The organism is Massilia sp., from assembly GCF_032106685.1.
GTDB lineage: Bacteria > Pseudomonadota > Gammaproteobacteria > Burkholderiales > Burkholderiaceae_D > Telluria.
On the sequence record NZ_DAMCPG010000002.1, the window covers coordinates 65826 to 80775 of the forward strand.

Genomic DNA, 14950 nt, shown 5'->3' on the forward strand with positions numbered 1-14950 from the left:
GGCAACGAGAAGCCAGTCGCGCGCCGGCTCACGAGGCGATTATACAAGAGGCAACCTTATTCTCCTGTTCATGCTTTTCCTTGCTCTTTGCGCAAGCTTGTAAACGTTCGCTATTGATGTATGTAAGCATCTTTGCCACACACGAAAATTTAGCTCTGGAATTGCCCAATCGGATATTGCCCTAGGCCATCAGCCTGCCTAGAATCAATTTATTCCGCCAAGCAATCTGTCGCACCGGCAGACACTTTCCAGAGTCGCCCATGTTCCAAGTTCGCCCAGCAGCAGTCCGCCGCATCGCCACCGCCCTCCTCGCCAGCCTCGCCATGTTGCCCGGCCTGGCGATCGAACAGGAGCTCCAGCTCGACTACCGCATGAACGAACGGGTCGTTCAGGTGCCGGCCGGCCGCGACGGCCGCGCCATGCTCGAGACGACCGTGTTCCGTCCGAACGGCCCCGGCCCCTTCCCCCTGCTCGTCATCAACCACGGCAAGGACCCGGGCAGCCCGAGCGCCCAGCCGCGCGACCGCTTCTACTACATGGCCGCCGCTTTCGTGAAGCGCGGCTATGCCGTGATGGTGCCGATGCGCCAGGGCTTCGCCAACTCGACCGGCCACTACCGCGACCGCGGCTGCGACATGACCGCCAACGGCTACCTGCAGGCCGAGGACATCCGTTCGGCGCTCGCGTACGCCCGCACCCAGAGCTGGGTCGACGCCGACCACGTGATCGTCGCCGGCCAGTCCTACGGCGGCCTGGCCACGATGGCGCTCGGCACCGAGCAGCTGCGCGGCGTGCGCGGCCTGATCAACTTCGCCGGCGGCCTGCGCGACGACAGCGCCGGCTGCGGCTGGCGCTCGGCCCTGGTCTCGGCCTTCGCCGAGTATGGCGCGAACAACAAGATCCCGAGCCTGTGGATGTACGGCGAGAACGACTCCCTGTTCGGCCCGGACCTGGCGAACCGCATGCACGAAGCCTTCCAGCAGGCCGGCGGCAAGGCGCGCCTGGTCGAGTTCCCCTCGTTCAAGCGCGACGCCCACGGCATGCTGGCCAGCCGCGACGGCGAAAAGATCTGGCTGGCCGATACCATGCGCTTCCTGCAGCAGATCGGCATGCCGACCGAAGTCGTCTACAACGTGCCGCCGCCGCCGACCCCGGCGCGCACCAATTACGCCCAACTCGACGACGTCGAGGCCGTGCCCTTCCTGTCGGAGAACGGACGCCGCGCCTACGCCGACTACCTGACCAAGATGACGCCGCGCGCCTTCGCCGTGTCGCCGAGCGGCGCCTGGACCTGGGCCGAGGAAGGCGAGGCGCCGGAAGCGCGCGCCCTGGCGACCTGCTCGGCCAAGAGCAGCGAGCCCTGCAAGCTGTATTCGGTGGACGACTACGTGGTGTGGAACGGCGAACGCGTCGACGCCGCCGAGAAGGCAACGATGACGGCCTCGATCGCCGCCCCGGCCGACCCGAACGCGCCGGGCGCGGTCGGCAGCACGGTGCCGGCGGCCCAACCGGCAGCCCAGGCCGCGGTGGCGCCGGCGGAATAATTCGCGGTTTATTTCCTTCCGGTGTAGTACAGTCAAGCCGACGGCGCACCCTTGTGGTGCGCCGGATTCGTTTACACGCCGCACCCACGACCTGGCGCAAACCCGTCCCGCGGCCGAGCCCGGAAAATGGCGCAAACCACCCTTCGGAGCCATTCATGCGGTGCTTCACCCGGATCCTCTTCGCCATGCTGGCGCTGGCCCTGCTGCCGGCCGGCCCGGCGCGCGCCGCCAACAACGATCCGGTGGTGCTGGTGCACGGCTTCCTCGGCTTCGGCCCCGAAGCGTTTCCCACCAGCGGCTACCTGTACTGGGGCGGTTATCACGACATCGCCGGCCACCTGCGGCTCTACAAGGGTCCGCGCACCGTGTTCACTGCCACCGTCGGCGCGATCAGTTCGAACTGGGACCGCGCCGCCGAACTCTATGCGCAAATCAAGGGCGGCTGCGTCGACTATGGCCTGAACCATTCGCGCACCCCGCTGCCGGGGCAGGAACAGAAGCCCTTCGGGAAATGCTGGGCGGCCGATCCCGCCAACAACCCGCAGGGCTACCCGCTGGCGCTGTATCCGGCCTGGGACGCCGGACACCCGATCCACTTCATCGGCCACAGCCAGGGCGGCACCACGATCCGCGCCCTGGTCGAACTGCTCGAACACGGCGCGCCCGGCGAGGGCGACGGCGAGCTCTACCAGGGCGGCAGGATCGGCTGGGTGCGCAGCGTGACCACGCTCTCGGCGCCGCACAACGGCACCACGCTGCGCGACGCCGTGCTCGACATCCTGCCCCAGCTGCGCTCGCCGCTGCGCGACCTGATCGAGGCCGACTTCCAGCGCTGGGAATTGGCGCCCGACGGCGCGCGCGACTTCAACCTGTGGGCGCGCACCTCGCCCCACGTGTACTACTTTTCGATCGGCACGCTGGCGACCGAGGCCGGCGCCTGGTGCTGCAACGGCACCGACCGCGCGATCGCCCCAATCCAGAGCGCGAACCACCAGTATCCGCGCGTCGACATGATCCCCTACTTCAAGACCTACGCCGGCGAATGGATCGTGCCGTCGGTGCACCAGCACGGCATGGGCGGCTACACGCAAAGCGCGCCGGGGCGGGTGCGCATCGACAGCGAATGGTTCGCCAACGACGGCGTCGTGAACACGGCCAGCATGCGCGCGCCCGCCGGCCACCCGGTGCGCGACTTCGACGGCACGCCGCTGCGCGGGACCTGGAATTTCCTCGGGAATTACCGCGGGTACGACCACTTCGATATCCTGAACTGGCCGAACAAGGGGCCGTCGGCGGATCCGATCTACGAACGGATCAGCGATATCATTTTTGGGTTGTGATTGCTCGGCGCTTCGCAGCGCAAGCGTGGGCTCGGATCAACCGCCGTACCGCGTGGACACAGGTGTCCACCCTACGAAAAGCCGGGCCTGCGAACTTCACGGTGGCTGTTGCCATTGTAGGGTGGACACCCGTGTCCACGCGGTCGAACGCTTGAACAAACGCACCGCGTCGCGCAGCGGACGACTACGACCGCTGCGCAGACGCCTCATGCCGCCGAGCGCAGCGCGCGCGCCAGGTCGGACAGGCGATAGGGTTTGTTGACGAAGGCGAAGTCGTTCAGGTTGGCGTGCTCGAGCTTCAGGGCCGGCAGCGGATAACCCGAGGCCAGGATGATCTTCACGTCGGGATAATGCTCGCGCGTATGGGCCGCCAATTCGACCCCGTTCATCCCGTGCGGCATGATGACGTCGGTGAACAGGATGTCGATGTCGCGGCTTTGCAGGAGGGCCAGCGCTTCCTGGCCGCTGGAAGCGGTCAGGACCTGGTAGCCCATGCTGATGTAGAGCGCCGAGGCGACGTCCATCAGGTCCGGCTCGTCCTCGACGATCAGCACCGTCTCCGTGATCTCCTGCTGGGCCGGCAGGTCCTGGCCGGGCGCGGCCGGCAGGTAGATCGCGATCGCGGTGCCTTCGCCCGGCGCGGTGCGGATCTTCACCTCGCCGCCGGATTGCTTGATGAAGCCGTAGACCTGGGACAGCCCGAGGCCCGTGCCCTTGCCCACTTCCTTGGTGGTGTAGAAGGGCTCGAAGGCGCGCTCCGCGGTCTCGGGCGACATGCCGGTGCCGGTGTCGGTCACCGTCACCTTGACGTAGCGCCCCGGCGCCAGGCCGTTGACTTCGCGCTCGGCCAGCTCCACGTTTTCGGTCGCGATGCACAGGCGCCCGCCCTCGGGCATCGCGTCGCGCGCATTCACCACCAGGTTCAGCAGCGCCGACTCGAAGCGCGCGCTGTCGATGACGGTGGCGCGGATCTCGGGCGCGAGATGCACCTCGAAGTCGATCGCGGCGTTCACCGCGCGCCGCAGCACCGACTCGAAGCCGGAGACCAGGCGGTTGACGCTGTGGGTTTCCGGCTGCAGGGGCTGCTGGCGCGCGAAGGCGAGCAGCTGCTGGGTGAGCGTGGCGCCGCGGTCGATCGCGCGGCGCATGCTGTCGAGGGTCTTGGCGTCGCCGCCGCTGCCGCGCAGGGTCAGCACCTCGAGGCCGCTGGCCAGCACCGACAGCAGGTTGTTGAAATCGTGGGCGATGCCGCCGGTGAGCTGGCCGATCGATTCCATCTTCTGCGCCTGGAACAGCGCCGCGTTGGCCTCGGCCAGGGCGTCGGCCGCCGCCTTCTTCTCGGTCAGGTCGCGCGTGACCTTGGCAAAGCCGATCAGCTCGCCCTCCTCGTCGTGGATGGCGTCGATGATGACGTGGGCCCAGAAGCGCGTGCCGTCCTTGCGCATGCGCCAGCCTTCGGCCTCGTAGCGCCCGTCCTTGACCGCCGTGCCGAGCGCGCGCGCCGGCAGGCCGCTTTCGCGGTCCTCGGGCGTGTAGAAGCTGGAAAAGTGCCGGCCGACGATCTCCTGTTCGGAGTAGCCCTTGATCCGTTCGGCGCCGCTGTTCCAGTTGCTGACCACGCCTTCCGGCGAGAGCATGAAGATCGCATAGTCGGACACGCCCTGCACCAGTAGGCGGAAGCGCTCCTCGCTGGCGCGCAGCGCGTCCTGGGCTTTCTTGCGTTCCGTAATGTCGCGCGTGATCTTGGCGTAGCCGAGCAGGTTGCCGTGCTCGTCGTGGATCGGGTCGATGATGACGCTGGCCCAGAAACGCGTGCCGTCCTGGCGCACGCGCCAGCCTTCGGCTTCGTACTTGCCTTCCGCCAGCGCGGTGGCCAGGGCACGCGCCGGCAGGCCGCTGGCGCGGTCCTCGGGCGTGTAGAAACGCGAGAAGTGTTCCCCCAGGATCTCGGGCGCCTCGTACCCCTTGAAGCGGCGCGCGCCGCTGTTCCAGCTGCTGACGTGGCCTTCCGGATCGAGCATGTAGATCGCATAGTCCCGGATACCGGAAATCAGGTATTGGAAGCGCTGCTCTTCGGTCAGGTCCTGCTTGACGTGAATTCTCTTGTTCATGGGCGGTGGGCGGCGCCTGCAATGATCGGAAACACTTAATCATAAACCGAATATTGTTCTTCCTGCCACACGCGCGGACGATCCATGCCTGGGAGGCGCTGCAAAGCGTCAAGCACGATTCGACTGGAAAAGATAACTATCCGTTCCATTGTCGCGTTAGCGCGTATGGATAGGCCATTGCCTTACATACAGGCTTGCCTTTCACGCTAGAATAGCGGTTTCGTCACCCGCCGTGCCCAGCTCGCGCATCATGCTTAACGCCCAATCCGCACCGCTCGACCTGTCCAGCTGCGACAAGGAACCCATCCGCACACCCGGCAGCATCCAGCCCCATGGGTTCCTGCTGACATTGTCGCCGCAACTGGCCGTCCTGCAGGCGAGCGCCAACCTGTCGCGCTGGCTTGGCGTCGATGCCGGCGCCGTCAGTGAGCGCCCGCTGGCCGAAGTCATCGGCGAGGCCGCCGCCTCCCGCCTGGCGCCATCGCTCGACGGCGCCAGGCTCGGCAACCGCCCCTTCTATCTCGGCACCATCACGACCGGCAACGGCAATCACTTCGACGTGCTGGCCCACGCCTGGGACAGCGTCATCATCGTCGAGTTCGAAGCCGTCGAACGCGACGCGCCGGCCGGTTTCCGCGAATTGTATCCCCTGCTCGGCGACTTCCTCCTGAACGTCAACGAAGCGGCATCGGTCGAGACGCTGGCCGCGCTGGCCGCGCACCACGTTCGCATGGTGACCGGTTACGGACGCGTGATGGTCTACCATTTCGACCGCGACGGCCACGGCCACGTGATGGCCGAATCGAAGGAAGACGACTACGACTCCTACATGGGGCAGCGCTTCCCGGCCTCGGATGTGCCGTCCCAGGCGCGCGACCTGTACACGCTGCAGCACATCCGCCTGATCCACAACGCCAACTACGTGCCGGCCGCGATCGTGCCGCCGCTCAATCCGGTCACCGGCAAGCCGAACGACCTGTCGTTCGCCGCCCTGCGCAGCGTCTCGCCGGTGCACCTGCAGTACATGCGCAACATGGGCACGCTGGCTTCGATGTCGGTGTCGCTGGTGGTGAAGGGCAAGCTGTGGGGACTGATTTCCTGCCACAACGCCGAGCCGGCCCCGCTGGAATTCGAGAAGCGCACCGCCTGCGAGCAGCTGGGCCAGGTCCTGTCGCTGTGCATCGAGTCGCGCGAGGACGCCGCCGAACTGCAGTTCCGCCTCGAAGTGCGGCGCATGATGGTGGCCATGCTGGGCAACCTGACCAAGGGCGCCGACATCATCGACAACATGCGCGTCGTGTTCCCGGAACTGCTGCGCTTCGCGCGCGCCGGCGGCGTCGCCATCGTTGCCGACGAGCGCGTGCTGACCTACGGCGACACGCCGGACGAGCAAGCCATCACCGGCATCGTCGCCTGGCTCGAACAGCAGGGCCACGGCGACGAGGTCTTCCACACCGACGCGCTGTCGGTGCACTATCGCGGCGGCGCCGCGCTCACGCGCAATGCCAGCGGCCTGCTGGCGATGCCGATCTCGCGCGTGCACAAGCATTACCTGCTGTGGTTCCGCCCCGAACTGGTGCATACCATCGAATGGGCCGGCAACCCGCGCGAGAAGGACGCCGCGCCGGAGGCGCCGACCCAGCTGAGCCCGCGCACCAGCTTTGCCGCCTGGCGCGAGGAAATCCACGGCATCAGCCTGCCCTGGCACGTGGCCGAGATCGAACTGACCGGCGAATTCCGCAGCGCCCTGCTCGGCATCGCACTCGAGCGCGCCGAGCAGATGGCCGAACTGGCCGAGGAACTGGGCCGCGCCAACAAGGAGCTAGAAGCCTTCTCGTACTCGGTCTCGCACGACCTGCGCGCGCCGCTGCGCCACATCGTCGGCTTTTCCGACCTGCTGCTCGAATCGAGCGGCAGCGAGGACGGCAAGCTGCGCCAGCGCTTCCTCACCAACATCAAGGAATCGGCGCGCCTGGCCGGCAAGCTGGTCGACGACCTGCTGAGCTTTTCGCAGATGGGCCGCGCCGCCCTGCGCCCGGTCGAGGTCGACATGTCGCACCTGGTCGACTCCTGCATCGACAAGATGGCCATGGACCTGCAGGGACGTCACATCGAATGGGACATCGCGCCGCTGCCGCGCGTTGTGGCCGACCCGACCTTCCTGCACCTGGCGGTGTCCAACCTGCTCTCGAACGCGGTCAAGTTCACCAGCCAGCGCGACCCGGCCGTGATCCGCGTCTGGGCCGAGCAGGATGCAAGCGACACCGTATTCCACGTCGCCGACAACGGCGCCGGCTTCAACATGGATTACGTGCACAAGCTGTTCGGCGTATTCCAGCGCCTGCACCGCATGGAAGACTTCCAGGGCACCGGCATCGGCCTGGCCAACGTGCGCCGCATCGTCGAGCGCCACGGCGGACGCGCCTGGGCCGAATCGACCCAGGGCCAGGGCGCCACCTTCTCGTTCAGCATCCCGCGCAAACTCGCATTACCTTAAGAGCCACACACCATCATGCTAAAACCGATCCTGCTGGTCGAAGACAATCCCCACGACCTCGAACTGACCCTGGTGGCACTGGCGAAAAGCCAGCTCGCCAACGAGGTCGTGGTCGTGCGCGATGGCGCCGAGGCGCTCGACTACCTGATGCGCCGCGGCGAGTTCGCGGAGCGTGTCAAAGGCAATCCCGCCGTCACCCTGCTCGACCTGAAGCTGCCGAAGATCGACGGCCTGGAAGTGCTCGACAAGATCAGGAGCACCCCCTTTCTGAAAAGCATGCCGGTGGTGATGCTGACCTCCTCGAAGGAAGAGCAGGACCTGGTGCGCAGCTACGAACTGGGCGTGAACGCCTACGTCGTCAAGCCGGTCGACTTCAAGGAATTCGTGCGCGCGATCGCCGATCTCGGGATCTTCTGGGCGGTGCTGAACGAACCGCCGCCGGGCTCGCAGCGCTACGTGCGGCCGAGCTGAGCTTCGGACACCCCAGGGTGTAACTGACCGAACGCCGAGGAGCGGGAACACAATTGTTGCCGCGACGCGTAGGGTGGGCGCCCCGTACCCACGCGTGAACTGCATTCAATCAGATAGACCCTAAGCCCGCGCCGGCGAATGGCCGGTGGCCTTCGGCGCCTTGCGGTTGCGCCGCAGCAGGTGACGGATGCGCGCGCTCAGCGCATCCGGATGATAGGGTTTCTGCAACAGGTGCACCGTCGGGTTGAGCTTCCCTTCGTGCGCCAGCACGCCTTCCGCATACCCCGACGTGTACAGGATCTGTGCCTGCGGCAGGCACCGGCGCAGCACTTCGCCCAGCTGCAGGCTGCTCACCGGCCCCGGCATGATCACGTCGGTGAACACCAGGTCGATGTGGCGTCCGCTCTCGATCATCTCCACCGCGCTGGCGGCGTCCGGCGCTTCCAGCACCTCGTAGCCGAGCGCCGACAGGATTGCGCAGGTCGAGGTGCGCACATCGGCCTCGTCCTCCACCACCAGGATGGTCTCCAGGCCGCCGCACAGCGGCGTGTCCACGGCCGGTTCCGGCGCCGCCGCCTCGACCTGGCTGCGCGGGAGGTAGATGCACACGCTGGTGCCCATGCCGGCCTGGCTGCGCAGCAGGATCTCGCCGCCGGACTGCTTGACGAAGCCGTAGGCCATCGACAGGCCGAGCCCGGTCCCCTGCCCGACCGGCTTGGTCGTGAAGAAGGGTTCGAAAGCGCGCTGCAGCACTTCGGGCGGCATGCCCTTGCCGGTGTCGGCGATCTCGATCATCACGTAGTCGCCGGGCGGCACCTCGGCCGGCGCGTCGGCGGCGTCGACGTTGGCGGCGCGGATGGTGAGCGTGCCGCTGCCGTCCATCGCGTCGCGCGCGTTGATGGCCAGGTTCAGCAGCACGTTGTTGAGCTGGTTGGGGTCGGCCAGGGTACTGCCCAGCGACGGATCGATCTCGGTGACGATGCGCGCACTCGGGCCGAGCACGCGGCGCATCATGTCGTCCATCTCGCGCAGCAGGTGGCCCGGATTGAGCACCACCGCCTGCAGCGGCTGGCGCCGCGCAAAGGCCAGCAGGTGCGAGGACAGCTTGGCGCCGCGCTCGACGCCGGCCAGCGCCATCTCGACGCGGGCGCGGGCGGCGTCGTTCAGGCCGCCCACCAGCTTGAGCAGTTGCAGGTTGCCGCCGATGATCTGCAGGACGTTGTTGAAGTCGTGGGCGACGCCGCCGGTGAGCTGGCCGATCGCTTCCATCTTCTGGGCCTGGTGCAGGGCCGACTGGCTGGCGGCCAGCTCTTCCTGGCTGCGGCGCAGCGAGACGAAGGCCTGGTCGCGCTCGCGCCGCGCGATGCAGGCGGCGCTGTGGTACTGCACGCGCGCAACCAGCTCGCGCGGGTCGGGCCACTTGACCATGTAGTCGTTGGCGCCGGAGGCAAACGCGCGCGCCTTGATCTCCGGATCGTCTTCGGAAGACAGCAGGATGACGGGAATGTGTTCGGTGTCGCGGTTGGCGCGCAGCAGGCGCGTCACCTCGAAGCCGTCGAGGTCGGGCATGCGCAGGTCGACCAGCACCACGGTGGCGCCGATCTCGAGCGCCAGTTCCGCCGCGCGCTTCGGGCTGGACTCGTAGCGCAGGACGTGCTTCACGCAGGTGCGCAGTCCATGCTCGATGATCTGCTGGGAGAAAGGCTCGTCGTCGATCAAGAGGATGGAACAGCGGCTGGTTTCGTCTTCGATCATCGCACTACACCTTATCTGCTGTCAGGAACCCCGTTCTTATAATTGCTTATTGGGAAGCATTAATTCTACACCAATGTGCAACAACGAGCTCATCAAATTTGACAATTGTGCGGGAGGGCTACTTGTGCCTCCCAGCGGCGCCATCATATGGGTTGGATGAAGTTTTCGAGCGGCGAGGAATGCATGAGTGATCCGGTATGCCCCCTGTGCGGACGCGAACTCGGCACGGTCAATATCGACCGCCACCACCTCGTGCCGAAGACCTTCAAGGGCAAGGAACAGTTCCCTATCCATAAGATCTGCCATCGCAAGATCCACTCCGCCTTGACCGAGCGCGAACTGCTGCGCACGTATCACACCTGGGAAGCGCTGCGCAGCCACGAAGAGATCCGCGCCTTCATCGACTGGGTGGCGAAAAAGCCGCCTGAGTTCTATACCCGCACTTTTACTACGAACGCGAAGAAACGCAAGTAAAAAGTTTTTGCGCGTTGTCGACTTGACAAATTTGACGAATTTGTTTCATGCTGGACATTCCTACCAATACAGGACTGCCCATGGATTTCGCCGAATACCTGCAACACGACGCCACCGCGCTGGCCCGGCGCGTCGCCCGCGGCGACGTGGCGGCATCCGAACTGCTGGCCCTCGCGCTGGAGCGCAACGCCGCCGTCCACGGCCGCATCAACGCCGTCTGCCTCCTGCTGGAATCCCAGGCGCGCGCCCGGCTTGACCGCGCCATCGGCGGCGCGCTCGCCGGCGTGCCCTTCCTGATCAAGGACGGCGTGCAGGACTATGCCGGCGTGCCGACCAGCTTCGGCAGCCGCGCCATGCTCGGCTACGTGCCGGCCGAACACGCGGCCGTGGTGCGGCGCTACCTGGACGCCGGCCTGGTCGTGTTCGGCAAGACCAACCTGCCCGAGTTCGCCCTGAAGGCCGTCACCGACCCGCGGCTGTACGGCCGCAGCAGCAATCCCTGGGACCTGGGCCGCACCCCGGGCGGCTCCAGCGGCGGCGCGGCTGCCGCGGTGGCGGCCGGCATCGTTCCCATGGCGGCCGGCAACGACGGCGGCGGCTCGCTCCGCATCCCGGCCGCCTGCTGCGGCCTGTTCGCGCTGCGCCCCTCGCGCGGGCGCGTATCGTCAGGCCCGGCGATCGGCGAAGTCTGGTTCGGCGCTTCCAGCGAAGGCGTGCTTTCGCGCAGCGTGCGCGATTCGGCGCTGGCGCTCGACATCCTGCAGGGCGCGGAACCGGGCGACCCGTTCGACATCGCGCCGCCGCCCGGCTCCTACGCCGACCTGATGCGGCGCGATCCCGGCAAGCTGCGCATCGGCTTTTCCACCGCCTCGCCGATCGGCACCGAGGTCCATCCGGAAGCGGTGGCCGCGGTGCACCGCACGGCGCGGCTGCTGCGCGGGCTCGGGCACGAGGTCGAGGAAGCCGCGCCGCAGGTCGACGGCATGGCGCTGGCCGAGAGCTTCCTGCACATCTATTTCGGCCAGGTGCCGGCGATGGTCGCGCGCGGCCGGGCGCTCGGCGCCAGGACAGGCGACGTCGAGCTGATGAGCCGCCTGCTGGCGACGCTGGGCGGCGCCGTGTCGGGCGCGCGCCTGACGGCCCAGCTGGCGAAGTGGAACGAATTCGGACGCGGCCTGGCGCGCTTCCACGCGCGCTACGACATGCTGCTCACGCCGACGCTGGCCGCCCCGCCGCTGCGCCATGGCGAAGGCGATCCGCCGGCCGCCGAGCAGTTCGTGCTCGACCTGCTGCAGCGCAGCGGCCTGCTGGGCCTCCTGGCCCGGCTCGGGCTGTTGGAAGGCACGGTGAACCGCATCGCCCGCGACAGCCTGCGCTTCGTGCCCTTCACCCAACTGGCCAACCTGACCGGCACGCCGGCGATGTCGGTGCCGCTGCACTGGACCGCGGACGGCCTGCCGCTGGGGGTGCAGTTCGTCGGCAGGTTCGGGGCCGAGGACCGGCTGTTGCAGCTGGCGCACCAGCTGGAACAGGCAGCGCCGTGGTTCGACAAATTGTCGCCGCTGGCGCGGGAAGGATTGGAGCAGGCCGGAAAGGCTCTCGCGACCACCGACGTGTAAACATCCGGTTTTCGTAGGGTGGACACCTGTGTCCACGCGGTACGGCGGTGGCAATCCAATTGCGCTGCCGTCCTTCCCTGGCTCACTCAATCGCGACCGCTTGTCGGATGAGCCGGCAATGTTCAACTGGTGAGACCGCGTGGGCGCAGGTGCCTACCCTACAAAAGCGTCACATCAGGGGTCGTAGGGTGGGTTCTCGAACCCACGCCGTACCACGCGTGAATATCGAAACGCATGACTATGAAAAAGGCCGATGATCATCGCGCCATTGCGAGATCATCGGCCTTCTTGTTTCGGGCGCCGTACGGCGTGGGTTCAAGGACCCACCCTACGAACCGATCAGCGCCGCGATCGCATCTCCCACTTCCACCGTCGTCGCCGCCCCGCCCAGGTCCCCGGTGCGCGGCCCGGTGCGCAGCACCTCTTCGATCGCGCCGACGATGGCGTCGTGCGCTTCGCGCAGCCCGGCCGGGGCATCCGGCGCCTCGGCCAGGAAGCCCAGCATCATCGCGCCCGACCAGATCATCGCGATCGGGTTGGCGATACCCTTCCCCGCGATGTCCGGCGCCGAGCCGTGCACCGGTTCGAACAGCGAAGGGAAGCTGCGCTCCGGATTCAGGTTGCCCGATGGCGCCAGACCGATCGTGCCGGTGCAGGCCGGTCCCAGGTCCGACAGGATGTCGCCGAACAGGTTGGAGGCCACCACCACGTCGAAGCGCTGCGGCTGCAGCACGAAGCGCGCCGTGAGGATGTCGATGTGCTGCTTGTCGACCGTGACTTCCGGATAGCCGGCGCCGACGGCGTCGGCGCGGCCGTCCCACCAGGGCATGCTGATCGCGATGCCGTTCGACTTGGTCGCCACCGTCAGGTGCTTGCGCTCGCGCGAGCGCGCCAGCTCGAAGGCGTACTTCAGCACGCGGTCGGCGCCATGGCGGCTGAACACCGATTCCTGGATCACCACTTCGCGCTCGGTGCCGGGGAACATGATGCCGCCCAGGTTCGTGTACTCGCCCTCGGTGTTCTCGCGCACCACGTAGAAATCGATGTCGCCCGGCTTGCGGTTGGCCAGCGGGCAAGGCACGCCCTCGAACAGGCGCACCGGGCGCAGGTTGATGTACTGGTCGAACTCGCGCCGGAATTTCAGCAGCGAACCCCAGAGCGAGATGTGGTCCGGCACCGTGGCCGGCCAGCCGACCGCGCCGAAATAAATCGCGTCCATGCCCGCCAGCTGCTGCTTCCAGTCGGGCGGCATCATCTCGCCGGTCTTCAGATAATAGTCGCAGCTGGCCCATTCGAACCGGGTGAACTCGAGCGCGAGACCGAAGCGCTTCGCGGCCGTCTCGAGGACTTTCAGGCCTTCCGGCAGGACTTCCTTGCCGATACCGTCGCCGGCGATCGCGGCGATCTTGAAACTGCGTGTCATGTGGTGCTTTCCTTCGGTAGAAAGGATGATCGTAGCAGTCTTTGCCGCATGACGCCGGGCGAGGCGGCCCGGACGCGTACAGCTTTGCCGACCGGACACGTAAACGAAAAAGGCCGCATCTTGCGATGCGGCCTCCTCATATTCTGGCTCCCCGACCTGGACTCGAACCAGGGACCTGCGGATTAACAGTCCGTCGCTCTACCGACTGAGCTATCAGGGAATTGAGGCAATATTATAGCCGGCCGTTTCCGTTTTAGCCAGTATCTCGCGAAAAATCCCGTCCCGCACCCGCCGCGCCCCCGCTTTGCTATAGTCTCGCCACCCTGGCCGCACGGCTTCAACACACTTCAATCACGACCATGACTACTCCCCGCATACTCGGCACTCCCCTCTCCGCTTCCGCCACCCGCGTGATGCTGCTCGGCTCCGGCGAACTCGGCAAGGAGGTCATCATCGCGCTGCAGCGCCTCGGCGTCGAAGTGGTGGCGGTCGACCGCTATCCGAACGCGCCCGGCCACCAGGTCGCGCACCGCGCCCACGTGATCGACATGACCGACGGCAAAGCCCTGGCCGCGCTGATCGAGCAGGAACAGCCCGACCTCGTCATTCCCGAGATCGAGGCGATCGCCACCGACAAGCTGGCCGAGCTGGAAGCGGCGGGCAGCATCACCTGCATCCCGACCGCGCGCGCGGCCCAGCTGACCATGAACCGCGAAGGCATCCGCCGCCTGGCGGCCGAGGAACTCGGCCTGCCGACCTCGCCCTACCGCTTCGCCAGCAGCCTGGCCGAACTGGAACAGGCCTGCGCGGCGGTGGGTTTCCCCTGCGTCGTCAAGCCGGTGATGTCCTCGTCCGGCAAGGGCCAGTCGAAGCTCGACGGCGCCGCCGACGTGCGCGCCGCCTGGGAGTACGCGGCCGCCGGCGGCCGCGTCGACAGCGGCCGCGTGATCGCGGAAGGCTTCATCGACTTCGACTACGAGATCACCCTGCTCACCGTGCGCTCCCTCGGCGCGGATGGCCAGGTCGAGACGGTTTTTTGCGATCCGATCGGCCACAAACAGGTGCAGGGCGACTACGTCGAATCCTGGCAGCCGCATCCGATGAGCGCGCTCGCCCTCGAACGTTCGCGCGAGATCGCGCAAAAGGTGACGGGCAATCTCGGCGGCCTGGGCGTGTTCGGCGTCGAGCTGTTCGTGAAGGGCGACATGGTCTGGTTCTCGGAAGTGAGCCCGCGCCCGCACGATACCGGCATGGTGACCATGATCACGCAGCCGCAGAGCGAATTCGAGCTGCACGCCAAGGCCGTGCTCGGCCTGCCGGTGAGCACCGCGCTGCGCACGCCGGGGGCGTCGGCCGTGATCTACGGCCAGCTCGACGAAGCCGGCATCGCCTTCGAAGGCGTGGCCGAGGCGCTGCGCGTGCCGGGCGCGGACATCCGCCTGTTCGGCAAGCCCGAGTCCTTCGCGCGCCGCCGCATGGGTGTCGCCTTGGCCGGTGCGGATGACGTCGAGACCGCGCGTGAACGGGCGCGCGCGGCGGCGGGCAAGGTCAGGCCGGTAAGCGGAGCGCGTTAAGCCCGCAACTGGCTTCGTTCCACACGAGGCGCCGCAAGGCGCCTTTTTTTACGTCCGGCCACCAGATGACGAGAAGTCTGGTTGACTTTCATGCGCCACGTATTGATAATCGTTCTCATTATCATTCGCATTGATCAATAAC

10 protein-coding genes and 1 tRNA gene are annotated in these 14950 nt (G+C 66.8%); 7 read left to right on the forward strand and 4 right to left on the reverse strand.

Going from position 1 to position 14950, the window contains the following annotated elements:
• The first annotated feature begins 260 nt into the window (after positions 1-260).
• Positions 261-1544 carry a prolyl oligopeptidase family serine peptidase gene (locus tag RT688_RS02170; protein ID WP_313703210.1) on the forward strand — a complete coding sequence of 428 codons (1284 nt, stop codon included), beginning with the start codon at positions 261-263 and terminating at the stop codon, positions 1542-1544.
• Between the two features lie 155 nt (positions 1545-1699).
• Positions 1700-2884, forward strand: a complete 1185-nt coding sequence (locus RT688_RS02175; protein WP_313703211.1) for a hypothetical protein — start codon at positions 1700-1702, stop codon at positions 2882-2884.
• Between the two features lie 206 nt (positions 2885-3090).
• Here RT688_RS02175 and RT688_RS02180 read toward each other — a convergent pair whose 3' ends face one another.
• Positions 3091-4995 (reverse strand): PAS domain S-box protein, encoded by a 1905-nt coding sequence (locus tag RT688_RS02180; protein ID WP_313703212.1) that lies wholly within the window; start codon positions 4993-4995, stop codon positions 3091-3093.
• 250 nt (positions 4996-5245) lie between these two features.
• Between RT688_RS02180 and RT688_RS02185 the strand changes: the two genes are divergently transcribed.
• Together RT688_RS02185 and RT688_RS02190 are read left to right on the forward strand one after the other, a co-directional pair.
• Positions 5246-7492, forward strand: a complete 2247-nt coding sequence (locus tag RT688_RS02185) for an ATP-binding protein (protein WP_313703213.1) — start codon at positions 5246-5248, stop codon at positions 7490-7492.
• 15 nt (positions 7493-7507) lie between these two features.
• Entirely contained in the window at positions 7508-7963 is a 456-nt protein-coding gene (locus RT688_RS02190) for a response regulator (protein ID WP_313703214.1), read from the forward strand.
• A 120-nt stretch (positions 7964-8083) separates the two neighbouring features.
• Here the strand turns inward: RT688_RS02190 and RT688_RS02195 are convergent, their stop codons facing one another.
• Complete coding sequence (locus tag RT688_RS02195) at positions 8084-9718, reverse strand: response regulator (protein ID WP_313703215.1); 1635 nt, start codon at positions 9716-9718, stop codon at positions 8084-8086.
• 183 nt (positions 9719-9901) lie between these two features.
• On the opposite strand from RT688_RS02195, the gene RT688_RS02200 reads away from it, so the two are divergent.
• A complete protein-coding gene (locus tag RT688_RS02200; protein ID WP_313703216.1) occupies positions 9902-10192 on the forward strand; it encodes a hypothetical protein in 291 nt (96 codons plus the stop codon).
• 80 nt (positions 10193-10272) lie between these two features.
• A complete protein-coding gene (locus RT688_RS02205; protein WP_313703217.1) occupies positions 10273-11811 on the forward strand; it encodes an amidase in 1539 nt (512 codons plus the stop codon).
• 328 nt (positions 11812-12139) lie between these two features.
• Here RT688_RS02205 and RT688_RS02210 read toward each other — a convergent pair whose 3' ends face one another.
• On the reverse strand, positions 12140-13234 hold the full coding sequence (locus RT688_RS02210; RefSeq protein ID WP_313703218.1) for a tartrate dehydrogenase: 1095 nt from the start codon (positions 13232-13234) through the stop codon (positions 12140-12142).
• 144 nt (positions 13235-13378) lie between these two features.
• Positions 13379-13454: transfer RNA gene (locus RT688_RS02215), tRNA-Asn, on the reverse strand.
• A 139-nt stretch (positions 13455-13593) separates the two neighbouring features.
• Between RT688_RS02215 and purT the strand changes: the two genes are divergently transcribed.
• A complete protein-coding gene (purT, locus tag RT688_RS02220) occupies positions 13594-14808 on the forward strand; it encodes a formate-dependent phosphoribosylglycinamide formyltransferase (protein WP_313703219.1) in 1215 nt (404 codons plus the stop codon).
• The last annotated feature ends 142 nt before the right edge of the window (positions 14809-14950 follow it).

Coding starts and splice junctions, on each gene's coding strand:
- RT688_RS02180 (WP_313703212.1), bottom strand. CDS start 4,995: ATGAACAAGAGAATTCACGTCAAGCAGGACCTGACCGAAGAGCAGCGC.
- RT688_RS02175 (WP_313703211.1), top strand. CDS start 1,700: ATGCGGTGCTTCACCCGGATCCTCTTCGCCATGCTGGCGCTGGCCCTG.
- purT (WP_313703219.1), top strand. CDS start 13,594: ATGACTACTCCCCGCATACTCGGCACTCCCCTCTCCGCTTCCGCCACC.
- RT688_RS02200 (WP_313703216.1), top strand. CDS start 9,902: ATGAGTGATCCGGTATGCCCCCTGTGCGGACGCGAACTCGGCACGGTC.
- RT688_RS02190 (WP_313703214.1), top strand. CDS start 7,508: ATGCTAAAACCGATCCTGCTGGTCGAAGACAATCCCCACGACCTCGAA.
- RT688_RS02195 (WP_313703215.1), bottom strand. CDS start 9,718: ATGATCGAAGACGAAACCAGCCGCTGTTCCATCCTCTTGATCGACGAC.
- RT688_RS02170 (WP_313703210.1), top strand. CDS start 261: ATGTTCCAAGTTCGCCCAGCAGCAGTCCGCCGCATCGCCACCGCCCTC.
- RT688_RS02210 (WP_313703218.1), bottom strand. CDS start 13,234: ATGACACGCAGTTTCAAGATCGCCGCGATCGCCGGCGACGGTATCGGC.
- RT688_RS02185 (WP_313703213.1), top strand. CDS start 5,246: ATGCTTAACGCCCAATCCGCACCGCTCGACCTGTCCAGCTGCGACAAG.
- RT688_RS02205 (WP_313703217.1), top strand. CDS start 10,273: ATGGATTTCGCCGAATACCTGCAACACGACGCCACCGCGCTGGCCCGG.